The sequence below is a fragment of the Niallia sp. FSL M8-0099 genome (assembly GCF_038006945.1).
In the GTDB taxonomy this organism is placed as follows: Bacteria; Bacillota; Bacilli; order Bacillales; family Cytobacillaceae; genus Niallia; species Niallia circulans.
Map to the genome: position 1 here is coordinate 1,010,155 of NZ_JBBOWF010000001.1, position 23,771 is coordinate 1,033,925.

Genomic DNA, 23,771 nt, shown 5'->3' on the forward strand with positions numbered 1-23,771 from the left:
TAATTTTATTACTATATATTACTATATCTTTGGTATACTTTGTACCGAAAGGATGTTCGATAAATGATTAAGGTTTTAGAGTTGTTTGCAGGCGTAGGTGGTTTTCGGTTAGGTCTTGAAGCAACGAGAAATTTTGAAGTAGTGTGGGGGAATCAATGGGAGCCATCAAAGAAGGTTCAAGATGCATTTAATTGTTATCAAAGACAATTTATGGACCATGGAATACACTCCAATAACGATATAGCAACTGTGGATGAATATAGTTTGAAATACTTAAACGCCCAACTACTTGTAGGTGGATTTCCTTGTCAGGATTATTCTGTTGCAAGAAGTTTATCTGGTGAACAAGGGATTCGAGGGAAAAAGGGAGTTTTATTTTGGGAGATAGTTCGACTTTTAAAAGAATTAAGACCTAAATATGTATTACTTGAAAATGTGGATCGCTTATTAAAATCCCCTTCAAAACAGCGTGGAAGAGATTTTTCGATAATGTTAGCAAGTTTTCGAGATTTAAATTATTCTGTAGAATGGAGAGTTATTAATGCTGCAGAGTATGGTCAAGCCCAACGAAGACGTAGAGTGTTTATTTTTGCAATTAGAAACGACTCTGAATATATAAGAAGCAGGGAAAAAATCACTGATGTAGAAATATTGCATAAAGAAGGTTTTTTTGCAAAACCATTTCCTATTAAAGAAGAATCATCATCTAAACATGTTGCCCAATTAAGAGAATTACCAGAAGATATACTTGAAGTTTCGGATGAATTCTCGATGAATTATTTAAATGCAGGTATTATGAGAAATGGCATAGTCTACACAGAAGAAACTTTGCCTAGAGAGGAAAAGGCAAAGACATTAGGAGATATTCTACAATCTAATGTTAACGAAAAATATTATTTGAAAGAAGCAGCAATAGAGAAGTTTAAATACTTAAAAGGTCCTAAAAAGATTGAGAGAACTGCTGCTAGTGGTCATAAATATATATTTTCTGAAGGTGGCATGGCTTTTCCAGACCCCCTAGATAAACCAGGGCGTACTATGCTGACTAGCGAAGGAACTGTGAATAGAAGTAGTCATGTGGTGGAAGATCCTGCAACAAAGAGATTAAGAATTCTAACGCCAGTTGAGTGTGAAAGACTAAATGGATTCCCGGATAATTGGACTGAAGGTATGTCTGAGAGAATGCGATATTTTTGTATGGGGAATGCTTTAGTTGTAGGTCTTATTGAAAGAATGGGTAAGCGAATTTCTGAAATTAATAGTACGGAACCAGATAATGAATTTAATTTTAAAGAAATGGAACAATTAAGTTTTTTTAATTGATACAATTTTTCAGGCTACCATATTTGATTGTGGTAGTCTTAATTTTGGTAAATATCCAAAACTGAAACATAAAAAATTAGGGAGTCTAGATTTCAGTTTATATAATTAGTAATTGACCAGATTGATAAATTGTGGTTTTTTGGAAAAAGTTCTAAGCTATATAATCACCATAAATACGTATTTTAAAACTTCCAATTTTTACTAGGAAAATCTTTAATTACATACAAAATGTGAAGAGTGGGATTGTTATGACTACAGACATATATGATAAAGTACATATGGAGACTCTGTAGCAAATATCCACTTATTTGGAATAAAATATGCAGATATAATCTCTCAAAATAAAATAAATGTAAAAGAAATTGTAATTGCCTGGGTATGTTATTCCTAAATAATTAATATTTTTGGAAATAATATGTTAGAAATTAAGTACTTAAAGATAAAATTCAATCCATACCGCATCGAGTTGCACAAGTTATTAAGCAATTATTGAAATGAGGTTACTTGAGGAACAATATACTTATAAAAAAATAAATAGAAGTAGTAAAGTACTATTTGTGTTGGCTTGCAAAAAGAAGTTATTATAAAATCATAGAAACTAGGTGACATATGAAAATAAAGTTGCCGTCATTTTATCTTAAATAAGGCTCAGTCTCATAAATGGATAATAGAATTAATGGCTTTCAGAGTTTTTAGGCTTTCTAGTGAAGGGCTTTTTGCTGTCATTCATTTGAAAGTCTATTACCCTTGAACTGTCATAATTATTTAATATACAAAAGTTGCCAAAATATGATTATATGTATATACTTATTTTATAATCAACTATATCTTTGATAGTGGAATGTGTATAGTTAAATAATTAATGTTAAGTCTATCGAATAAGGAGTGTAGCCAAATGATTCACCAATCTTTGAAAGCGTTCCCTAGTAACTTCCTTTGGGGTGCTGCATCGGCAGCTTATCAAGTAGAGGGTGCATGGAATGAGGATGGCAAGGGAGTATCCATTTGGGATACGTTTGTTAGAATACCAGGAAAAACATTTAAAGGTACAAATGGAGATATAGCGGTAGATCATTATCATCGTTATAAAGAAGATGTACAGTTAATGGCTGAAATGGGAATGAAGGCATATCGATTTTCTGTTGCTTGGACGCGGATTTTTCCGAATGGAAAAGGAGAGGTAAATCAAGCGGGAATTGACTTTTATAATGATTTAATTGATGAATTAATTAAATACAAAATTGAGCCAGTGCTAACTCTTTATCATTGGGATCTTCCACAAGCATTGCAAGATGAATATGGTGGTTGGGAATCGCGTCAAATTATTGAGGATTTTACGAATTATAGTATTGAATTATTTAAGCAATTTGGAGATCGAGTGAAATATTGGGTAAGTTTAAATGAACAAAATATTTTCACTGGTTTAGGCTATCGAATGGCTGTGCATCCACCTGGAGTAACAGATGAAAAACGATTCTATCAAGTGAACCATCATGCGAATTTAGCGAACGCTAGTGTTATCAAGGCTTTCCGCCAATATGTCCCAAGTGGGAAAATTGGACCTAGCTTTGCTTATTCTCCTGCATATGCTTTAACTTCAAAGCCAGAAGATATTATTGCAGCAGAGAATGCGGAAGAATTAAATAGTCATTGGTGGATGGATATGTATGCTTGGGGCAGATATCCAGAAGCTGCATGGAATTATTTAGAAGCAAACGGATTGGCTCCAGAGATAGAAGAGGGAGATTTTGAATTATTACGAGAAGGCACTCCTGATTTCATGGGACTTAACTATTATCAAACAACGACATTTGAGAAAAATCCTTTAGAAGGCGGAGTAGGCAGTGCTGAAATGAACACTTCTGGTAAAAAAGGAACTTCGCAGGATTCAGGAATTCCTGGAGTGTTTAAAACAGTCGAAAATCCAAACTTGGAAAGAACGGATTGGGATTGGAATATTGATCCACAAGGATTGCGGATTGCTCTTCGCAGGATTACCAATCGTTATCAGCTTCCTATTCTTATTAGTGAAAATGGCTTAGGTGCTTTTGATAAACTAGAAGAAGGCGATATCATCAATGATGATTACCGTATTGATTTTATCCGAGCACATATAAATGCGATGCAAGAAGCTATTACGGATGGTGTAGATCTGCTAGGATATTGTGTATGGTCATTTACAGATCTGTTAAGCTGGCTGAATGGCTTCCAAAAACGATATGGTTTTGTCTATATCAATCAGCATGAAGAGGGAACACATGACCTTCGTCGAATCAAGAAGAAGAGCTTTTATTGGTATAAAGAAGTAATTGAATCAAATGGTGAGAATCGCTAGGAAGGTGCAGACCTGCATATATTTGCAGGTTCGCCCTTCTTTTCTTTTCGTATAGATTGCTGTTGTTCGGAAGCGTTTAAAAAAATACAGCTCTTACAGTTTAATTACTCCCCTAAGAATGTTAGAAACATCTCCAGAAACTTCAAGAGAATGGAATCGACCCGTATGTGAATAGAACTTGGAATAAATCACTGGCAGATGTGTATCTTTATTAGCTACACTCAACTGTATGCGATATGTGGATAATGGCTCTTCTTGTTGTTCCACTTCTAATATTTCTTATAACTTGTTTTTGTTACCGTACCCATTTTCTGCATATTGTTACCAACGTCCATATAAACCTTTTTTTCGAATACAGAACTAATCAGAACCTATTAGGTTGTCTACTTTCATTTTCCTAGGTTTGAGATAGTAAAAGAGATCAATAACAACGTTTCTGAGGATGATAACGTAAATTTAATATCATTGTTGTTTTTTGACATCTTCTACTATAATACTAGAGCAATTGGCCATAGATAATAGTTCATCCAAATTTGTAATTTCAAAAGGATAAACCACACCTTTTATATCTGTTTTTAGAGCGATCTTGGCCAATGAAGCTGTAACTATTGCTGTTGTATGATAATCTGAAAAAGTAGATAAGGAAATTGTTCTTATCATTTTTTTATTATCGATATTCCCTTTTACTTCAACGGTAAGAAAAGCATTTTCATTCTTATTAGGGTTGTGTTTTACTACTTTAGAAACCAATTTCTTATTAAGATTTTGAAGTATATTTAAAAGACCAATCTTTCTAAGTAACGAGACTAATTTATTAAAAGGAATGACGTTCCAAGAAGTCCAATAATATATTGGTGCAACTGTCAATTTCTCTTTTATAATCTTTTTCTCTGAATGTTCTATAAGTCTTACCACCTTTTCTTTTGCATGATTTTGAAAATGCATCTTTCTTTTTTTGGTAAATCCCGAAAGGACATTATTTTGAAATTTAACTGGCTGTGCAATTATACTTAACATATCAAAAATTCCAGTAACTCCTGCTTGGGCATTGGCATTTTGTAATAATGCTACATTTATTTCTGTTATTTCCTGAAACTCTGCAATAGCTTTTTGTGTGATCAAGCCAGATAAACCAGGGAAAAAACCGGACATGACAACAGAAGCTGTATTATTCTTTTCAGCACGTTGATTTAGTTCCTGCACTGTCTCTACAAAGTCATAAAATGGGGTGACATCAATACACAATATTTTATTTTCTATACAAGTTTTTTGAATAGATGGTGTTTTCTGTTTTAATCCAACAATTACAATATCCACATTACGAATTACTTTTTTTATATTTTCTTCATTATCAACATCTAAATATTGGAATTCTACTCCACTGTTTAATGAGTTTGCTAAATTTTCCCCTCTTTTAATTTTATAATCTGTCACTACTAACTTTATTGAATTATTAAATATTCTCAGTAATTCAGTACAGATTAATTTGCCTAATACTCCAGCAGCTCCAACAACTATAACTTTTTCCACTTTTATACCTTCTCTCTATAAAACTAAGACGACCTTAGCTTATTTCTGTTATAGCTAAATAGACTGTTTTAAAGCTCTTCGTTAAATTAAAAAATCTTTACGTTTATAAATACGAAAGTAGTTAATATATGAAATATGAAGAAGACAAGGGAAACTTATACATTCTTATATTTTTAGATTAATTTTATCATAATATTTTCCAGTGAAAACAGTAGAAATATGGATATATACACTGAAATCTTTATATACATATCTCCATATTTTCATGTGAGAATAATCTATGCGAAAACAGCCTGCTTTTCTTTTAGTCTAATTATCTTTTTATATTTTCTGCTAGACATAAAAATGACAAAAGTTGTTCATGGAATCGTCAAAAATCCACTCCATTTTTACCTTAAAAAGAATATATAATGAAACTGCAAAAGATGTATTTCAATTATTTCTTTTGAACACTATGATGAAAAAATCCTTACTCCAATAGAGTGTATCGTCAAGAAGGATAATTTGGGGATATGACTATTCTCATTAGCATAGTGATAAGAGGACTTATGAAATTTATGAACGGATTGTTTATTATGGATTTCCATGTGATTTATTTCACAAAATAATTACCTTACTAGATAAGTCTTGGAGGGACGAAAATGAAAAAGAGATTAGTGATGATTGGAAATGGAATGGCAGGAGTTCGGACGATTGAAGAAATATTGAAGAGAAATGCTGACCTTTTTGACATAACGATTATTGGGGATGAGCCTTATCCAAACTATAATCGGATTATGCTTTCAAATGTTTTGCAAGGGAAAACAACTGTAAATGATATTCATATTAATGACTGGAAGTGGTATCAAGAGAATCATATTCATCTTTTAACAGGCGAAAAAGCAATAAAGATTGTTCGCGAAGAGAAAGCGGTTCTTACGGATAAAGGAAAAACGATAGAATATGATGAACTTATCCTTGCAACAGGATCTAGTGCCTTTATTTTACCGATCCCTGGAAGTGATTTAGAAGGTGTAATTGGATTCAGAACCATTGACGATACAGAAAAAATGATGGAAACTGCAAAGACTTATAAAAAAGCGGTTGTTATCGGCGGAGGATTACTAGGATTAGAAGCCGCAAGAGGATTAATAGATCGTGGAATGGAAGTTCATGTTGTTCACTTATTGCCAACTTTAATGGAGCAGCAGTTAGATGCAGCAGCAGCAAATCTTCTTAGAAAAGATTTAGAAGCACAAGGTATGAAGTTCTTAATGGAAAAACAGACGGCAGAGATATATGGAGATAAACGAGTTCAAGGATTGAAATTTACAGATGGAACAACGGTTGATTGTGATCTTGTCGTAATGGCTGTTGGTATTAGACCAAATGTAGCAATTGCCCGTGAGGCAGGGTTAGAAGTGAATCGCGCGATCATTGTTAATGATCATATGGTTACATCTGACCCATCCGTCTTTGCAGTTGGGGAATGTGCAGAGCATAATGGAATTGCCTATGGATTAGTTGCTCCTCTATATGAACAAGGAATGGCTCTTGCCGATTATATAACAGGCAAAGAAGGAAAAGGATATCAAGGATCAATTCTTTCTACTCAATTGAAAGTAGCAGGATGTGATTTATTCTCAGGAGGGAAAATCCATGAGGATGAAAATACGGAAGCGATTATTGTTCATGACCATTTTGCAAAAGTCTACAAAAAGATTTTAGTAACAGATAACAAAATTGTTGGAATTGTCTTATACGGAGATGCTTCCGATGGAACTCGGCTATTTAATATGTTGAAGAAACAAGCAGATATTAGTGAGTATACAAGTTCCTCTGTATTGAGCAAGAGCGGAGAGGACGCAGAAGAAGATTTAGCAGCAAGCATGAGTGCAGATGACACTGTATGCGGCTGTAATGGGGTAACAAAAGGTACTATCGTTCATTCTATCCTAGAGCAAGGATTAACTACTTTTGAAGAAGTGAAAGGATGTACAAAGGCAGGAGCATCTTGTGGTAAATGTAAACCACTAGTTGAAGGGATTTTAGCGCAAACACTTGGTGACAGCTTTGATGCATCCATTCAAAAAACTGGGATGTGCGGCTGTACAACACTTACTCGTGATGAAGTAGTAGCGCAAATAAAAGAAATGCAGCTTAAATCTCCAAAAGAAGTTAGAATGGTGCTTGGTTTTGCAAGTGAAGAAGGCTGTTCAAAATGCCGCCCAGCGTTAAACTATTATATGCGTATGCTGTTCCCAGAAGAGTATGAGGACGATAAGGCATCAAGATTTGTTAATGAGAAAATGGAAGGGAATATTCAAAAAGATGGTACTTTCTCGATTATTCCTCGTATGTATGGCGGAACAACTACTGCAGAGGATTTAGTGAAAATCGGAGAGGTAGCGAAAAAATACAATGTGCCATTAGTGAAAATTACCGGGGCAAGCCGGATTGGATTATATGGCGTGAAGAAAGAAGATGTCCCACATGTTTGGGAAGAGCTAGGAATGCGTTCTGGTTATGCTTATTCTAAATCGCTTCGTAACGTAAAATCATGTGTTGGGTCAAGATTTTGCCGCTTCGGCACCCAAGATTCATTGGGACTTGGCATTAAGTTAGAACAAGAACTAGAAATGGTCGACACTCCGCATAAAATGAAAATGGGAGTAACAGGCTGTCCAAGAAACTGTGCAGAAGTATTGACAAAAGACTTTGGTGTTATTTGTGTAGAAAATGGCTATCAATTATATATTGGCGGAAATGGCGGAACAGAAGTACGTGAATGCGATAGCTTAACAACAGTTCAAACAGAAGAAGAAGTAATTACAATGGCCAAGGCATTTGTTCAATATTATCGTGAAAATGCGAATTATGGAGAAAGAACGGCTCCATGGGTGGAACGTATGGGGATTAAAACAGTGAAAGAAACACTATTAAATGCTAGAAATATGAAACAGTTTGTAAGCAGATTTGAGCGTGCAAAAACAACATACGAAGAAGCTTGGTCTTCTGTCTTAAACGACCAAACGAAGAGAGAAATGTATGAAGTGATAAAAGGCTAATAGCTATAGAACAAAAATGGAGGAATACATGATGACGGCAACTTTAGAATGGAATAAGATTATGAAACTAGCTGATTTACCTAAACAAATTGGTAAAGAGGTTCATTTAAAAGGAAAATCAATTGCTTTATTTCATCTATCTAATGGAGAGGTTAGAGCTATTGCGAATAACTGTCCCCATCAAAATGGTCCATTGGCAGAAGGAATTGTATCAGGTGAATTTGTTTTCTGTCCATTGCATGATTGGAAAATTTCTTTAGTCACAGGAGAAGTTCAAAAACCAGATGATGGCTGTGTAGAGGTTTATGAAACACAAATAAAAGATGATTATATTTATATAATGGTGTAAGAGATGAATACGAACAAGGGGTATGTAGCATTTGTTGGAGCAGGGCCTGGGGATATTGGTTTAATTACAACTAAGGGGATAGAATGTTTAAAAAAAGCAGATATTGTCTTGTATGATCGACTTGCCAATCCACGCTTATTACGTTTTACAAGCAAAGATTGTGTGTTTATCTATTGTGGAAAATTGCCAAATAATCACATTATGAGACAAGAAAAGATTAACGAAACATTAGTAGCAGAAGCTTTAAAAGGAAAGTATGTTGTGCGGTTAAAAGGAGGAGATCCTTCTGTTTTTGGAAGAGTCGGGGAAGAAGCAGAAGCAATAGCAGCATATGATATTCCTTTTGACATAGTACCTGGTGTGACGGCAAGCATTGCAGCAAGTGCTTATGCCGGTATTCCGGTAACACACCGAGATTATAGTACTAGCTTTACGATACGAACAGGCCATGCTTGTAAGAAAAATGAAGCTGCCATTCATCATAAGCCTAAGCAAGAAGCGATAGGAGATACACTTGCTTATTATATGGGGGTGAAAGGCTTACCGGGAATTTGTGAAAGCTTAATAGCTCAAGGCAAGGCTAGTGACACAAAAGCAGCAGTTATTGAGTGGGCCACTCTGGGAAAACAACGAGTAGTCGAAGGAACCTTAGAAACAATAGTAGAAAAGGTAAAGGAAGCAAAGCTTGGAAACCCAGCATTAACAATAATTGGTGATGTTGTCCAGTTAAGATCGTCTATTGCATGGTTCGAGAAAAAATGCTTTTATCAAAAGAAGCTATTGATTGCAAAAAGCTCATCAGAAGAAAGTTTGCTAGAAAGATATTTTTCTAAAAATGGTGCAGAAGCTTATGCCTTCCCTACCATAAAATCTAACCCTCATTCCTATACAGCGGAGGAGCTGCAATTGATAGTAAATGCGGAAAGACTGATTTTTGCTTCCGTAGAAGGAGTAGAACTTGTGTTTACCCAGCTGTTTAAAGCAAATTATGATGTGAGGGATCTTCCTCGACAAATAGAACATCTGTCTGATAAAACACGCAAGGAATTAGAAAAAAGAGGCATACACAGTCTAAAGGCATCGTATGACAAAAGAAGTGCTATTTTAATAGGAAATGAACAAGCAATCGAGAAACAAGCCTTCTCCGATAATTTACTAGCACTACCTAGCCATACTATTGAAATAGATGAACGTTTTCAAGAAGTAAATGAACGCTTGTTGACAGAAAACCAATGGGAAACGGTTATTTTTCCAAATAAACGGTCTATTGATTTATTTTTACAAGAATGGCGTAAATTTAGCACGCAGAATCCGATGGAATTGTCATTCGCGGCAATCGGCCAATCGGTGCAGGAGTATGCTGTTAAGCAGGGATTTAATCATATAGATGAACAGGTACAGCAAGTATTAGATAATCAGAAATGGAAGTGTGGAAGCTGATGGATGCAGTTGTGTATATTGGCCATGGCAGCCGTATAATTGAAGGTAATAAACAATTCATCGCATTTATCGAAGAAGCAAAAAAAGAAATAAATATTCCTGTTCAAGAAATTGCTTTCTTAGAATTAGCGTCACCATCTATTGATGAAACGATGGAAAAAGTAATCCGGGCTGGAGCAAGGGATATTCTCGTCGTACCTGTTCTATTATTTTCAGCAGCTCATTTTAAAAGAGATATACCAGAAGAATTACTGGCAGTGAAAGAAAGGTTTCCAGAAGTACGATTTTCTGTTTCTAAACCATTTGATGTCCATCCCAAAATGATGAACTTAGTTAGGAAAAGAATCTATGAAAAAGGATGGGATCATGATGGAGTAATTCTATTAGTCGGGAGGGGCAGCAGTGATCCCGAACCAATTGGGAAGCTGAAGAAAATAAGTGAGCATATACAAAAACAATTAGCTTGCTCTGTATATCCTGCATTTTTAACAGCAGGGAAGCCAGACTTTGATGAGGAACTACAAAAGCTTCAATTAGCATATAACAAGATTTATATTGTCCCTTATTTACTTTTTACAGGAAGGTTATTAAAAAGAATCGAAAGCAAGATAGAAAACAGCGACAAAGAAGTGATTGTTTGTCAGCCTTTAAAATACGACCATTTGATGAAGGAAGTTTTGCTGGAAAGAATGGAAGAGCAATTCATGAGCCTTACAATATAAAACAAAAAGGTAGAGGAGTGTCGTTATGAAAGAGGTTATTACTGCATTTAGTAATACGGCATTAATGAAAAGCAATGCTTTAAATACAAGTAAAAAGAAGTATTTAGTTGGTTCAATGCTTGCTGGTTTTTTTGTTGGATTAGGAATTATTCTTATTTTTACAATTGGCGGCTTACTTGGTGCGACCGGATTTGCAGGTACCAAAATTGTCATGGGAGTCTCCTTTGGGATTGCATTGAGTTTAGTTATTATGGCAGGGGCTGACTTATTTACCGGTAATAATATGGTAATGACAATAGGCATGCTGGAGAATAAAGTCACATGGAAGGATACCGGAAAAGTGTGGGGATACAGCTATATTGGCAACTTTATCGGCTCTATTATCGTTGCATTATTATTTAGTTATTCTGGTTTGGCAACTGGAGGGGTAGCAGAATTTATAACAAACGGAGCGGCAGCAAAAATGAATGCTCCTTTTATGGAATTATTGATTCGAGGGATTCTCTGTAATATTCTCGTTTGTTTAGCAGTTTGGTGTTCCGTAAAATTAAAGGATGAAACAGCGAAATTAATTATGATCTTTTGGTGTCTGTTTGCTTTTATTACATCAGGCTTTGAACATAGTGTCGCCAATATGACCTTGTTGTCAATTGCACTCATCATTCCTCATCCTGAAACCGTATCTATCGGCGGACTAATTGCTAATTTACTGCCAGTTACAATTGGGAATATTATCGGTGGAGCTGTTTTTGTAGGAGCTGCTTATTGGTATCATATATCAGAGAAGACAAAAGCAGTGGTTAAATCTTTTAAAAAAGAGGCTTAAATTTACTTATTTATGTGTATGATATCACAAATTGGCTATCTCGTTGGAAAAAGAGATAGCTTTTTATATTTTTTCGGCATAAGTTTAAATGTGTATAACGTATTATTTTCGGAACAAAATAAAAGGTGGGAAAAATCGTATTTTAAAGGATGTGCAAAAAAGTGGTTACAAAAATAAATGAAATACTTCAGCCTATTCAACAATATAGTCAACCATTTAAGAATATAGAAGATTTGCGGCACTTAATCAAAAAAGCAAGTAAGGCAAAATATGCATTATTAGGAGAAGCCACCCATGGTACGGCAGAATTTTATACGATTCGAGCAGAGATAAGCAAGAAGTTGATTAGTGAGTATGGTTTTTCCTTTATTGCTGTGGAAGGAGATTGGCCTTCCTGCTATGAGGTGAACCGATACATCAAGGGAAGATCTAATTATACCGATGCCAGGGAGGTGCTCTCACAATTCCAGCGATGGCCGACGTGGATGTGGGCAAATGAAGAAATTATTCCGCTTATTGAGTGGCTGAAAGAACATAACCAATCGAAGCAGGAAGAAGAAAAGGTTGGTTTTTATGGGATTGATGTTTATAGCTTATGGGAATCGATGGAAGCGATTATTGCCTATTTGCAAAAAATAAATTCTCCAGATCTTGAAAAGGCAATGCAGGCAATTACTTGTTTTCAACCATATAATAAGCGGCCAGAGCAATATGGCATGTCTGCAGCATTTTTAGGGGAAAGCTGTCGGGAGGAAGTACTAGAGCTTTTACATTCCATTATGTCAAAAAGAAAGCAGTATTTGGAGGAGAATAGGGAAAACTACCTTAATTTGCAAATGAACGGAATCGTATCGAAAAATGCAGAATCCTATTATAAAACAATGCTTACAGATGATACAGAATCTTGGAATATTCGTGATCATCATATGGTGGAAGCTTTAGAAATCATCCGTCATTTTTATGGGGAGGAAGCGAAGGGAATTGTTTGGGAACATAATACGCATATTGGTGATGCGAGAGCAACTAGTATGGAGCAAGAAGGCATAGTAAATGTTGGACAAATAACAAGGGAAAAGTTTGGGTCGCAAAATGTATATGCTATTGGTTTTGGTACATATAAAGGGACTGTCATTGCAGCGGAGAAATGGGGAGATCCTTATAAAATAATGAATATACCCGAAGCCCAAAAGAACAGCTGGGAAGAGCAGCTTCATCGGGTTGGCGCTTTTAATCAAACATTCATCTTTACGGAAGATAACCGCCGTTTTTTAACCAAATAATCGGTCATCGCGCAATCGGAGTTATTTATGATGCAGCATATGAACAGTATGGAAATTATGTCCCGACGAAAGTTTCTGAACGTTATGATGGGTTTATTTTCGTTGATCAGTCGACAGCAGTTACACCGATTGCGATCAATGCTGAAACAAGTAACCATGGGTAAACGAAAAAAGTCTAAATAATTTTAAGTAGCCAAAAAAAGCTGGAATAGAAGCTTTTGGCTATTTTTCATTAGAAAAAGTGCTGTTAGTTTAATCACAGACAATCGTTTGCCCATGTTTCGAGGCTGGCAGACTGATACTTGCCTAGCCACTTTAAAGTATCGCAACAAGATAGATGGAATTACAGCGCACTATGACATAGATTGGGATTAGCGTCTTTAAAGCATTGAAACGATTAATCTGCTTATAGGGGATAAAGTAGCAAAAATGGAGGCTAACGATTTAGTGTTAACCTCCATTTCGTATGAATGATTATAGTTTAGCACCTAGCTGAACTTTATTGTTCCATTCTTAAAAGAAGAGCTCATTTGATAAGAACCTTTGGGGAAAATAAACGTCCAAGGCATACTTGTATGGGCTGGAATAACAAAATTTGGAAGGGTGAAAGTCCTTTCAGCAATGATATCTCCGTTAATAGAATAAGCCAATTTAGTATCATGGAATACCAGTGGACTATCTGCGAAATTATGAACCAATACAGAAACAAGCAATGCTTCTTTGTGATTAAATGCTTCTCGGATAGGGGAGAAAAGGATGTTTAAACTTGTTAAATCCTTAGTTTCTCGGAAGATTTTTTCTATATTTATTCGATCCTGAGGTGCTAATTGTTTATCCCAGGAAGCTTCAAATTGTAATTGCTGCATATGCACAAAACCACCTTTTGAAGTGAGTGTAACATAAGTGAATGAAAGAATCTATTAATGCTGACTTATGCACTATTTGTTTTTCTTAGTCAGTAAATTTAAGATGAAATCTAAACCGAAAGCAACTAGCAATCCTGACCAAAAAATGGCGGTTGTGCTAAAAGGCTCCTTCTTGAAAAACAGGGAGCTGGTACAGTTGATAAATAACAATAATAAATAGATGTAGAACCCGGCTATTGCTCCTTTTCGCCAATTAGCCGCTTCACTGTTAGACATTTTTCTGAAAAACATTATTCTCATACACCTACTTTAATTTTCTGCGTTACCATTATTTTACCATTAACTAGTTTTTAGTTTAATAGTCATTATCTATTTTTTGTAAACGAAATTAATTCTAAACAGAACAAATGTTTTGGTGTAGAATAGTAATGTTGCAAAACTATTAAATGTTAGAGGGGTAATCAACTTGAATGGAACATCACATGCTGTAATTGGATCAGCGACTGGATTTATTGTTGCTAATACGGTGCAATCCACACCATCAGAGACACTCTTGTTTGTTTCTTTAGGAGCAGTGTCTGGATTAATTCCCGATCTTGATATTGATGGGAAACTTAGAGGGAAAATTACTTTGCCCCATCAAATGATTCAACTATCTGCCCAAGTCATCGGAATAATGATGATTCTATATAGCTTCTTTGATAGAACGGCTTTAGAGAGGTGGATGGGTGTTGGAATCGGTATACTGATTTTATTTATTGCATCTTTGATTAAACAAAAACATATGCTTACTATCACTGGTATCGCTGTTCTGATGGGAGGAATATCTCTAGAAGAGCGCTGGATTATTCTGCTGGGAATTTATATCATGATTGCATCCTTTACTTCCCATCGAAGTTATACACACTCCATCTTAGGGGTGATCTTTTTTGGAATTATTGCAGCTGATTTAGAGACATCACTCGATATTAATGGATTGTTTTACACTTGTATAGGCGGATACATAAGTCATCTACTAGCTGATTTAAAAATACTGCCAGTTAATAAGCGCGGTGTTAAACTGTTCTTACCTTTATCATCAAAGGAATTTTAATTAGTTGATAGTTATCTATCTTTATACATAACTAGAAGTTAGATAGGAAGAATCCCCCATTCAGGCGTGAGGAGGATTCTTTCTATTGGAAGCATAAATCATTAACATTGTCTAATCAGTTATAATCGAAGTTTACATGTGATTATGTTATAATATGGAAAAAGAGGGGGCGTTAAGTATGGGATACGGTTTTCGCAAGAGTTTTAAAATAGCTCCTGGTGTTCGTGTAAATGTGGGCAAAAAAAGTGTGGGCATAAGCGCTGGTGTAAAAGGGTTAAGATACAGTGAACTCACGGACAGGCAGTAGAGTGACAGCAAGTATTCCAGGAACAGGATTATCTTATAGTACGTCAGGATCGGGAAGCAGAAGTAGAAAATCGCCTGCCTATCAAAGACAAACTGATATAAATAGAAGACAACGAGAGATAGCAAAGCTAAATGAATTAGAGCAGGCAAGGCTTGCGGTGGAGGCATATGAAAATACAATTGAACGTATCCATAGCATTCATATAGAAGCAGATGACCCTGTTAATTGGATTAAAGTAAGAGGTTCAGAAGCACCTTATCAACTTCTAAGTGGAGAAATGGGGGAAAAGGAAAAAGCGGCATTACAGAAGCTGCAAAATTATAAACCAAGTCTTTTTTCTAAACTTTTCAATCGAGAAGCTGCGGAACAGAAGCTGCGAGAAGAAGTGATAGCAGCAAGCGAACAGGATAAACAAGAATATCTTGCCTGGGAGCGAGACGTACAGGTTGCTACAAAGGTGTTAGAAGGGGATATAGATACATATTTTCAAGTTATCGAAGAATTTGCTCCATTAGACGACTTAACGGAATTTGGAAGCGGGTTTGAATTTGGCTGCGAGGACCCGAAAGTAATGGAAATTGAATTTGAAGTAAATACAGAGGATGTTGTTCCGAAAGAACAATTATCTTTAACGAAAACAGGGAAACTTTCTAAAAAACAAATGCCGAAGGGCAGATACTTTGATATTCAACAAGATTACGTATGCAGCTGTGTAATCCGAATTGCCCGTGATATGTTTGCTTTATTACCCTTACATACGGTCTATATCCATGCAGTCGATAATCGTTTAAATACCGCAACCGGATATATAGAGAAAATCACCATTCTATCTGTCAAATTAGAAAGAGGCAAACTAAATAGATTAAATTTTGCTAATATCGACTGCTCCGACGCTTTAGAAACTTTCGAACACAAAATGAATTTCAAAAAGACTAAAGGCTTTGAACCAGTCACTCGATTAGCGATAAAATAAGAGAATCAGAGGAGACGATTCTAATGAGGGCTTTTTTAATGCAAGGGACTCAGAAGAACGTTTCCTTGATACCCTTGCTTTTTTTTATTAATGAGTTTATTATATAAATCGTAATGATTACGATTTATATAAAGTGGAGGAGTGGTAAAATGAAAAAAATACCAATTACGGTGCTAAGTGGTTATTTAGGGGCAGGGAAGACGACTTTGCTGAATCATATTTTACATAATCGAGATGGATTGAAGGTTGCAGTAATTGTAAATGACATGAGTGAAGTGAATATTGATAGTGAATTAGTGCAAACGGTAGGTGGATTTTCCCGAACAGAGGAGAAGCTTGTAGAAATGTCTAATGGCTGCATTTGCTGTACATTGCGTGAAGATTTGCTTGTTGAAGTGGAAAGGCTGGCGACAGAAGGGGATATTGATTATATTTTAATTGAATCCTCGGGTATTAGTGAGCCTATCCCGGTTGCTCAGACTTTTTCTTATATTGACGAAGAGATGGGGATTGACCTAACAAAGTTTTGCAAGCTGGATACAATGGTAACGGTCGTAGATGCAAATCGCTTTTGGCATGATTATGAGTCAGGAGACTCACTGCTTGATCGAAAAGAGGCAGTGGGAGAAGAGGATGACAGAAATGTCGCTGATTTATTAATCGACCAAATTGAATTTTGCGATGTTCTCATCTTGAATAAATGTGATTTAGTAAAAGCGGAGGATTTGGACAAATTAGAGAAGGTAATTAGAACGTTGCAGCCAGTTGCTAGAATTATTCGGACAGTGAACAGCGAGATAGATCCGCACGAAATACTAGATACGAATCTATTTGACTTTGACAGGGCTAGTGAATCGGCAGGCTGGCTCAGAGAGTTAAATTTGGGTCCGAGCATGCATACTCCAGAAACAGAGGAATATGGAATTAGCTCGTTTGTTTATTCTAGTAAAAAGCCATTTCATTCAGAACGTTTCAATGATTGGTGCCACTCTATGCCACTCTCTATTGTACGGGCGAAAGGGATAGCATGGTGTGCGACGAGGAATGACTTAGCATTATTATTATCGCAGGCAGGTCCTTCTGTAAGTATTGAGCCAATTTCTTACTGGGTTGCAGCACTTCCAGAAGTTAGGCAAGAGGAAATTTTGCAGGTCAATCCTAGTTTGCGCGGAAATTGGGACCCTCAATTTGGAGACAGACATACAAAACTTGTATTAATCGGAATGGATTTAAATGTAGAGCTTATAAAAAAGGAACTGGATGAATGTTTATTAACAGAAGAAGAGTTTCTTGGAGAGTGGCAGCAGTTGAGAGATCCATTTTATTGGCAGTTATCAGCAATATGATTTCGCAGAAGCAGAAAACTTGCAAATCGTAATCATTTCGTTTTAATATATAAGAAAAGTATAAAGTAAATAAATTTTGATTAGGTAAATCGTAATGGTGACGATTTGTGGTAAAGGAGGAAAAACAGCTTGGCAAAAAAATCAAAGGTAGTAAAAGAAAGAAAAAGAAGAGAAATAGTGGAGAAATACGCTGAAATTCGCAGAGAGTTGAAGGAGAGGGGCGATTTTGAAGCATTAAGAAAACTGCCGAGAGATTGAGATTCCTCACCTACTAGGTTAAAAAATAGATGTGAAGCTACAGGAAGGCCGAGAGGTTATTTAAGAAAATTCAAAATGTCTAGGATTGCATTTAGAGAGTATGCGCATAAAGGACAAATACCTGGTGTGAAAAAATCTAGCTGGTAATAAGAAAAATTGGAGGAATGATTAGTATGAAAAAAGGAATACATCCAAATTATCAAGAAGTTGTTTTTATGGATGTTAATAGCGGATTCCAATTTTTATCTGGATCCACTAAACAATCAAAAGAAGAAATTGTTTGGAAAGATGGAAAAACCTACCCGCTTCTAAAAGTAGAAATCAGTTCTGATACACATCCCTTTTATACTGGACGTCAAAAATTCTCCGATCGTGGTGGTAGAGTGGAACGCTTTTATGAAAAATATAAACAAAAAAAATCATAATAAATGAGTGTGATTTCCGTTTTCTTTTCTAATGAAATGTTTTAACTCCCTTGCGAATGTGAATAATTTAAGTAGAACGTGCAAATGAAAAGGAGGATAAAAATATGAACAGCCAATTAGAGAGAATGAAAACGAAAAAAGGGTTCATTGCTGCATTAGACCAAAGTGGTGGCAGTACGCCAAAAGCGCTGCTTCATTACGGAGTGCTAGAAAGTGCTTATACGAATGATGAGGAAATGTTCAATCTAGTACACAAAATGCGGACAAGGATTATTACTTCCCCAGCATTTAATTCTGAATATATTCTTGGAGCAATCTTATTTGAACAAACGATGGATAGCAAGATTGAAGGTATGTATACGGCGGATTATTTAGCACAGAAAAAAGACATCCTTCCCTTTTTAAAAATTGATAAAGGATTAGCAGATCAAGCAAATGGAGTTCAGCTAATGAAGCCAATCCCAGACTTGGATGAAATTTTGCGACGTGCCAATGAACGTAATATTTTTGGCACAAAAATGCGTTCTGTTATTAAGGAAGCTAATCGAGATGGAATTAAAGAAGTTGTGGAACAACAGTTTGAAATAGGAAAACAAATAATAGCAGCAGGATTAGTACCAATTATCGAACCGGAAGTAGATATTTATAGCCAGGATAGAGAACAGTCTGAGGCTATTTTGAAAGAAGAATTGTTAAAGCATCTTAATGACCTAAACGAAAATGAAAATGTCATGTTAAAGCTATCGATTCCTGCTATTGCGAATACTTATAAAGAATTAACCACCCATCCACGAGTGGTTCGAGTAGTTGCCCTTTCCGGAGGATATAGCAGAGAAGAAGCAAATCAAAAATTAAAAGAAAATGACAATATAATTGCAAGTTTCTCGAGAGCTCTAAGCGAAGAATTAAACGTTAATCAATCAGAGGAAGAATTCAATCAAAGCTTAAAAGAAGCCGTAACCTCTATTTACGAAGCTTCCACCGTCAAGGAATAAGGGGACATTTTTAATTGTAATTCCGTTTGAATAAGAAAAACTATATATTTAGAAGATGAGAAAAAGAAATTTTAAATGGAAAGGCTCTGAAACAGTTTATCAGAGCCTTTATACGATCAATCAAGAATTCTTTTTTCTCCGTCTATCGCTTGGATAGGATGTATATTCTGCGTGAACTCCAGTGTTCCCATATATTCGCTTTGTTCATTTCTTACAGCAAAGTACCGTATATATACATATTTATCTTTGAATTTAATCCAAAAGTCTTCACTATCTTTTTTTCCTGATTTAAAGTCATTTAATAACTTTTCTACTATATGCACGCTTTTTGGTGGATGACAGTTTTGGACAGTGCGTCCAATGACAGCTTTTGTTCGGGCAAAAATTCTTTCTTTTCCATGGGAAAAGTAACGTACAACATCGTCTTTATCAATAAAGGTGATATCCACTGGCAAATGATTCAGCATCAGCTCTAGCTGTTTGACAGATAAAATTCCAGTTTCAAATTGAATCAATCCACTTTCAATCTTATCTAAAGCAGATGTCTCTTGCATAGAAACTCGCTTTGGAATCCACTTTTCGACCGGTTTAATCAAACAATAGCCAATTTCTTCGCTTTCCGCTGCAATTTTTATCCATTCATCTTCGGTTAATGTGCTTAGGGCCATTGGAAAGAGAATATTCTCTTCTTTAAAAATCATTTCAGTAGCTTCTTGAATGATAAAGTAAATATTATTCAGAATGTCTTGTTTTTCCCCATGATAGTCTTCCAATTGTTGCTTGGCTAATTTGATAGCTGCACGAATTCGATCATCTACTCCCCACATTACCTGGGTTGGTCCATATATACCGTATTTTTCAAGAAAGGGGAATAGTAAATTTTCCTTGCGGCTACAGTGTTTATCGATTTCTACTAATAATTGTATGTCTTCTGAAAGTTTTTGGATATTGTCTGGAGAATCTTCTTTTTCAAATCGTTCATAATGAAGCTGAAGCTTGAAATTCACCAACAAATCAATTTCCTTATTTTCCAGTTTAAAAGTATGGATTGGATGTCCAGCTTCTTCTTCAGCTTTTTGGGAAGTGGAGGCATGAATATCATCAATGGACCCTTTGAATACTGCTGTGTGCACAGAACATAATCGTTGTACCTCTTCAACTGGGATACCTTCCTCTTCCATTAATGCTTGTTCAAGCTGTGATATTTCCGATACCGATATATTACCAACTGCTTTTTCGAATTGAGCTTTAACTTCTTCCACGGACCTGCCAGCATGTAAATCTTTAATAATTTCTTTTAAAAGCTGCTGGCGCTCAGAAGCTTCTTTTTTTAATTCTGCTCGATTGTTTATTAATTCACTCATATGTTGTCTCATCCTTCTTCTATAATTGTAAATCCATGATCTATACAAGTTTGCTTTACTGTTTCCATTGATATTTTTCTTATGCGGCATCCCTTTGGAATCGTCATTATTCGTCCGGCAGTTTGTATTATGCGAGGGTCTGTAATCTTTTCAAAGCCTAGGTCTTTTAAAACGCTGACTAATTCTGGATAAGTAGTGGTTAGTTCTAAGATGGTTAGATTTAAATCTAATAGTTTAGCCAATCGATAACACCTCTTTTGCTGATAATAATTCTCAATGGAAGTATAACAAAATAATCAAAACAAAAATGTGATGGAAATCACACTTTAAAAATAATGGATAAACAATAGCACTTTTACAGGAGCTATTTTATTTAGGTTCATGATTTGTTTAGGCTCCCAACAAAATAAGAACTCAATGAACGTTGAAGAAGTAAGCGCTACAAACTACAATTTAATTAAAGGTGATCACTTTAAAAAATAAAGACATGGAGGATGTATAGCTTAAAAGAGAGTTAATACAATAAGGCTGAAATGAAAAAAAGGAAACGGCTTTAAAGGAGGTAGTGATATTGTTAAGCAATATCTTAGAGGAAGAATTTATCCAATTAAATGTGAGGGTGGATAATTGGGAGGAAGCAATTAGAAAAGGTACACTACCTCTCGTAATGAAAAACAAAATAACAAAAGAATATGTCAATAAAATAATCGAAATTGCTAAAACAATAGGACCATATATTGTCATTACTAAGCATGTAGCTTTACCACATGCTCCTGCAGAATTTGGGGCAAAGGAAACAGCAATTGGGATTACTACTTTAGAATATCCTGTTAGGTTTGGAAATGAAGCAAATGACCCTGTTAAGTACTTATTCTGCTTAAGTGCTACAGATAGTAATAGTCATTTGGAAGCATTGGCAGAATTGGTAAAGCTCTTGGAAAATGAGGAGTTTTTTAAGCTGTTAGATACAAGCAGTAGTCCGAAAGAGATATTTTCATATATTAGTAAAATTTAAAAGGGAGAGATTTCTATGTATAAAGCATTAGTAGCGTGTCGAGCAGGTGTTGGTTCAAGTTTGATGCTAAAGATAAAGGTAAATGAGGTTGTGAAAGAAAATAAACTGCCTATCCAAGTCGAACATTCCTCATTGGATGGAGTGCCTGGGTTTGATGGCGAATTATTAATCACGCTTGTCGACGTTGCACAGGAATTGAGTAATAAAGGAATAAAGCAGCATATTATTGGTATTGCAAATATTGTGGATAAAAAAGAAATTCTTGAAAAATTAAATGCATTTTTACAGCAAACGGAAATTTGAATAGAAGGAGCTGTTAGTAAATGATGCAATTCATAATTAGTTTATTTAGTAATCCTGCAATCATTCTAGCGTTAGTTGCATTGATTGGATTGCTGGCACAAAAAAAGGCAATGACAGAAGTAATGACTGGCACCTTTAAAACACTGATTGGGTTTTTGATCTTTGGAATAGGTGCTAGTACGATGACAGCTGCATTGAAAAACTTTAATGTCTTATTCCAAGATGGCTTTGATTTAACTGGAGTTGTCGCATCTCCAGAAGCCGCAACAGCCCTTGCACAATCGGAGTATGGGTTTGTTGTATCCTGCACATTGATTTTAGGGTTTGTAATGAATCTAGTTTTTGCAAGAATAACTCCTATGAAGAATATTTTTTTTACAGGAGGGCATAGTTTATTCTTTGCATGTGTACTGTCGCTCATTATTAAATCTTATGGGTATTCAAATACTATTTCAATCCTTGTTGGCGGGGTTATTTTAGGATTTTGTTCAGCTGCTTTACCGCAATTATGTCAGCCCTTTATGCGGAAAATTACAGGCAGCAATGCTACTGCTATAGGGCATTTTAATATGTTAGGCTATGCTTTATCAGGCAGTATTGGAATGTTATTCAGCAAGCATCAAGAGAAAAGCACGGAATCAATTAAATTTCCTGCTTGGTTATCTTTTTTTAGAGATTTTCTGATGGGAATGGCTGTTATCATGTTGATTCTTTTCTATGTCTCTGCTCTAAAGGCGGGAAAAGATGTTACACAAGAATTAGCTGGTACAACCCACTGGCTAGTCTTCCCCTTAATCCAAGCATTTATGTTCACAGCAGGGATGTCGATTTTAATGACAGGTGTACGTATGTTTTTGGCCGAAATTACAGCAGCTTTTGTGTCTATCTCGGAGAAATTTATCCCAAATTCGCGTCCGGCTCTAGATGTTCCCACTGTCTTCCCATTTGCGCCAACAGCGGTAATTGTAGGTTTCCTGTCTGCGTATGTAGCTGGACTTTTGGCAGTATTTATTATGGTGTTTTTTGATTTCCCAGTTGTTATTATACCTGCTGCTCATATTGCTTTCTTCTCAGGAGGAACGGCTGCGGTTTTTGGTAACTCAACAGGGGGCTGGAGAGGAGCAGTTGCAGGATCATTTGTGGTTGGATTATTACTAGCCCTCTTACCAACAGTTCTCTATCCAGTGTTTGCTGGTATGAATATTGAAGGGTCAACTTTTCCAAATATTGACTACAATATTACTGGTATGCTTCTCAATAAATTCTTAAGCTTTTTCCACTAAATTTTAGTTAAGTTATGGGGAAAAAGAAATCAAGAGGAAAGGAAAAGAAGAAATGAGTGAGGCGAAGAACTATTTAGAATCGATACAAGAAGAGATGAATCAATTAATCAACCATATTTCCATAGCTAATCTAGAAGAAGCAAAGTCCTGTATTATTAATGCTGGGAAAAAAGGAAAACGATTACATCTCACGGGTATTGGAAAACCTAGCTATGTTGCACGTTATAGTGCATCTTTATTATCCTCTACCGGAACTCCAGCCTACTTTTTAGATGGAACAGAAGCAATTCATGGCTCGTCAGGTCAAGTAGTGGAAGGAGATGTCGTAATTGCCATTTCCAATAGTGGAGAGACAGAGGAATTAAAAAAGACGATTCACACTTTAAGAGAAAATGGGGCAATTATCATTTCCATTACAGGGAATCTGCAGTCCTCGATTGCTCGGCAAAGCGACTTTGCAATTTTTGCAGGTGTATCAAAGGAGGGGGATGGTCTTAATAAGCCTCCTAGAGCTTCTGTTGTTGCTGAACTGCTTGTACTGCAAACCTTATCAGTATTACTTCAAAATGAGATAGGCTTGGATGCACAAACGTATGTAAAGTGGCATCCTGGTGGAACCCTTGGACAGTCCATTAAATAATAGGAAATTTTAAAAGGCTATAGAGGAAGAAACTTTCTATAGCCAGCAAAA

General features: G+C 35.8%; 23 protein-coding genes and 2 pseudogenes. 21 read left to right on the top strand and 4 right to left on the bottom strand.

Annotation, left to right across the window (positions count from 1 at the left end):
- Positions 1-63 precede the first annotated feature (63 nt).
- The 3 genes and pseudogenes from dcm (at position 64) to NSQ92_RS04720 (ending at position 3,658) form a co-directional block, all read left to right on the top strand.
- Positions 64-1,323, top strand: coding sequence for a DNA (cytosine-5-)-methyltransferase (dcm, locus tag NSQ92_RS04715; protein ID WP_328283141.1), 1,260 nt, complete (start codon positions 64-66; stop codon positions 1,321-1,323).
- Between the two features lie 289 nt (positions 1,324-1,612).
- Positions 1,613-1,714, top strand: a pseudogene (locus NSQ92_RS26795) (HTH-like domain-containing protein); the annotation flags it as partial.
- A 504-nt stretch (positions 1,715-2,218) separates the two neighbouring features.
- Positions 2,219-3,658, top strand: a complete 1,440-nt coding sequence (locus NSQ92_RS04720; protein ID WP_341152418.1) for a glycoside hydrolase family 1 protein — start codon at positions 2,219-2,221, stop codon at positions 3,656-3,658.
- A 462-nt stretch (positions 3,659-4,120) separates the two neighbouring features.
- Here NSQ92_RS04720 and NSQ92_RS04725 read toward each other — a convergent pair whose 3' ends face one another.
- Positions 4,121-5,188 carry a saccharopine dehydrogenase NADP-binding domain-containing protein gene (locus NSQ92_RS04725; protein ID WP_341152419.1) on the bottom strand — a complete coding sequence of 356 codons (1,068 nt, stop codon included), beginning with the start codon at positions 5,186-5,188 and terminating at the stop codon, positions 4,121-4,123.
- A gap of 641 nt (positions 5,189-5,829) precedes the next feature.
- Between NSQ92_RS04725 and nirB the strand changes: the two genes are divergently transcribed.
- The 7 genes from nirB to NSQ92_RS04760 all read left to right on the top strand — a co-directional run bounded on the left by nirB (position 5,830) and on the right by NSQ92_RS04760 (position 13,016).
- The gene (gene nirB / locus NSQ92_RS04730) at positions 5,830-8,235 is read left to right on the top strand and encodes a nitrite reductase large subunit NirB (protein ID WP_144581093.1); all 2,406 of its coding nucleotides are present in this window, start codon (positions 5,830-5,832) and stop codon (positions 8,233-8,235) included.
- A gap of 31 nt (positions 8,236-8,266) precedes the next feature.
- Complete coding sequence (nirD, locus tag NSQ92_RS04735) at positions 8,267-8,584, top strand: nitrite reductase small subunit NirD (protein WP_047941450.1); 318 nt, start codon at positions 8,267-8,269, stop codon at positions 8,582-8,584.
- 3 nt (positions 8,585-8,587) lie between these two features.
- Positions 8,588-10,024, top strand: a complete 1,437-nt coding sequence (gene cobA / locus NSQ92_RS04740) for a uroporphyrinogen-III C-methyltransferase (protein ID WP_341152420.1) — start codon at positions 8,588-8,590, stop codon at positions 10,022-10,024.
- Entirely contained in the window at positions 10,006-10,746 is a 741-nt protein-coding gene (locus NSQ92_RS04745) for a sirohydrochlorin chelatase (protein ID WP_341152421.1), read from the top strand. The genes cobA and NSQ92_RS04745 overlap by 19 nt, the downstream gene beginning before the upstream one ends.
- A 25-nt stretch (positions 10,747-10,771) precedes the next feature.
- On the top strand, positions 10,772-11,572 hold the full coding sequence (locus tag NSQ92_RS04750; RefSeq protein WP_095257831.1) for a formate/nitrite transporter family protein: 801 nt from the start codon (positions 10,772-10,774) through the stop codon (positions 11,570-11,572).
- A 161-nt stretch (positions 11,573-11,733) separates the two neighbouring features.
- On the top strand, positions 11,734-12,852 hold the full coding sequence (locus NSQ92_RS04755; RefSeq protein ID WP_341152422.1) for an erythromycin esterase family protein: 1,119 nt from the start codon (positions 11,734-11,736) through the stop codon (positions 12,850-12,852).
- A gap of 23 nt (positions 12,853-12,875) precedes the next feature.
- The gene (locus NSQ92_RS04760) at positions 12,876-13,016 is read left to right on the top strand and encodes a hypothetical protein (protein WP_341152906.1); all 141 of its coding nucleotides are present in this window, start codon (positions 12,876-12,878) and stop codon (positions 13,014-13,016) included.
- 324 nt (positions 13,017-13,340) lie between these two features.
- Here the strand turns inward: NSQ92_RS04760 and NSQ92_RS04765 are convergent, their stop codons facing one another.
- Entirely contained in the window at positions 13,341-13,718 is a 378-nt protein-coding gene (locus NSQ92_RS04765) for an SLAP domain-containing protein (protein WP_172865105.1), read from the bottom strand.
- Between the two features lie 466 nt (positions 13,719-14,184).
- Between NSQ92_RS04765 and NSQ92_RS04770 the strand changes: the two genes are divergently transcribed.
- The 7 genes and pseudogenes from NSQ92_RS04770 to NSQ92_RS04800 all read left to right on the top strand — a co-directional run bounded on the left by NSQ92_RS04770 (position 14,185) and on the right by NSQ92_RS04800 (position 19,115).
- Entirely contained in the window at positions 14,185-14,811 is a 627-nt protein-coding gene (locus NSQ92_RS04770; protein WP_047941456.1) for a metal-dependent hydrolase, read from the top strand.
- Between the two features lie 178 nt (positions 14,812-14,989).
- Positions 14,990-15,118: a DUF4236 domain-containing protein gene (locus NSQ92_RS04775; protein WP_341152423.1), complete on the top strand. Its 129-nt coding sequence runs from the start codon at positions 14,990-14,992 to the stop codon at positions 15,116-15,118.
- On the top strand, positions 15,096-16,091 hold the full coding sequence (locus NSQ92_RS04780) for a DUF4236 domain-containing protein (protein WP_341152424.1): 996 nt from the start codon (positions 15,096-15,098) through the stop codon (positions 16,089-16,091). The genes NSQ92_RS04775 and NSQ92_RS04780 overlap by 23 nt, the downstream gene beginning before the upstream one ends.
- A gap of 149 nt (positions 16,092-16,240) precedes the next feature.
- Positions 16,241-17,437 (top strand): GTP-binding protein, encoded by a 1,197-nt coding sequence (locus NSQ92_RS04785; protein ID WP_341152425.1) that lies wholly within the window; start codon positions 16,241-16,243, stop codon positions 17,435-17,437.
- Between the two features lie 129 nt (positions 17,438-17,566).
- Positions 17,567-17,842, top strand: a pseudogene (rpsN, locus tag NSQ92_RS04790) (30S ribosomal protein S14).
- Positions 17,843-17,868: 26 nt separating this feature from the next.
- Positions 17,869-18,120: a type B 50S ribosomal protein L31 gene (locus NSQ92_RS04795; protein WP_047941460.1), complete on the top strand. Its 252-nt coding sequence runs from the start codon at positions 17,869-17,871 to the stop codon at positions 18,118-18,120.
- A 104-nt stretch (positions 18,121-18,224) separates the two neighbouring features.
- The gene (locus NSQ92_RS04800; RefSeq protein ID WP_341152426.1) at positions 18,225-19,115 is read left to right on the top strand and encodes a fructose bisphosphate aldolase; all 891 of its coding nucleotides are present in this window, start codon (positions 18,225-18,227) and stop codon (positions 19,113-19,115) included.
- A 116-nt stretch (positions 19,116-19,231) separates the two neighbouring features.
- Here NSQ92_RS04800 and NSQ92_RS04805 read toward each other — a convergent pair whose 3' ends face one another.
- The gene (locus NSQ92_RS04805; protein ID WP_341152427.1) at positions 19,232-20,479 is read right to left on the bottom strand and encodes a DUF438 domain-containing protein; all 1,248 of its coding nucleotides are present in this window, start codon (positions 20,477-20,479) and stop codon (positions 19,232-19,234) included.
- Between the two features lie 8 nt (positions 20,480-20,487).
- Positions 20,488-20,721, bottom strand: a complete 234-nt coding sequence (locus NSQ92_RS04810; protein ID WP_047941463.1) for a DUF1858 domain-containing protein — start codon at positions 20,719-20,721, stop codon at positions 20,488-20,490.
- Positions 20,722-21,044: 323 nt separating this feature from the next.
- Between NSQ92_RS04810 and NSQ92_RS04815 the strand changes: the two genes are divergently transcribed.
- From NSQ92_RS04815 to NSQ92_RS04830, 4 genes are read left to right on the top strand one after another with little or no spacing between them, the layout of a single operon-like run.
- Entirely contained in the window at positions 21,045-21,494 is a 450-nt protein-coding gene (locus NSQ92_RS04815; RefSeq protein ID WP_235850318.1) for a PTS sugar transporter subunit IIA, read from the top strand.
- Positions 21,495-21,509: 15 nt separating this feature from the next.
- Entirely contained in the window at positions 21,510-21,797 is a 288-nt protein-coding gene (locus NSQ92_RS04820; protein WP_047941465.1) for a PTS sugar transporter subunit IIB, read from the top strand.
- Between the two features lie 20 nt (positions 21,798-21,817).
- On the top strand, positions 21,818-23,080 hold the full coding sequence (locus NSQ92_RS04825; RefSeq protein WP_235844517.1) for a PTS ascorbate transporter subunit IIC: 1,263 nt from the start codon (positions 21,818-21,820) through the stop codon (positions 23,078-23,080).
- 52 nt (positions 23,081-23,132) lie between these two features.
- Positions 23,133-23,720 (top strand): SIS domain-containing protein, encoded by a 588-nt coding sequence (locus tag NSQ92_RS04830; RefSeq protein ID WP_047941466.1) that lies wholly within the window; start codon positions 23,133-23,135, stop codon positions 23,718-23,720.
- The last annotated feature ends 51 nt before the right edge of the window (positions 23,721-23,771 follow it).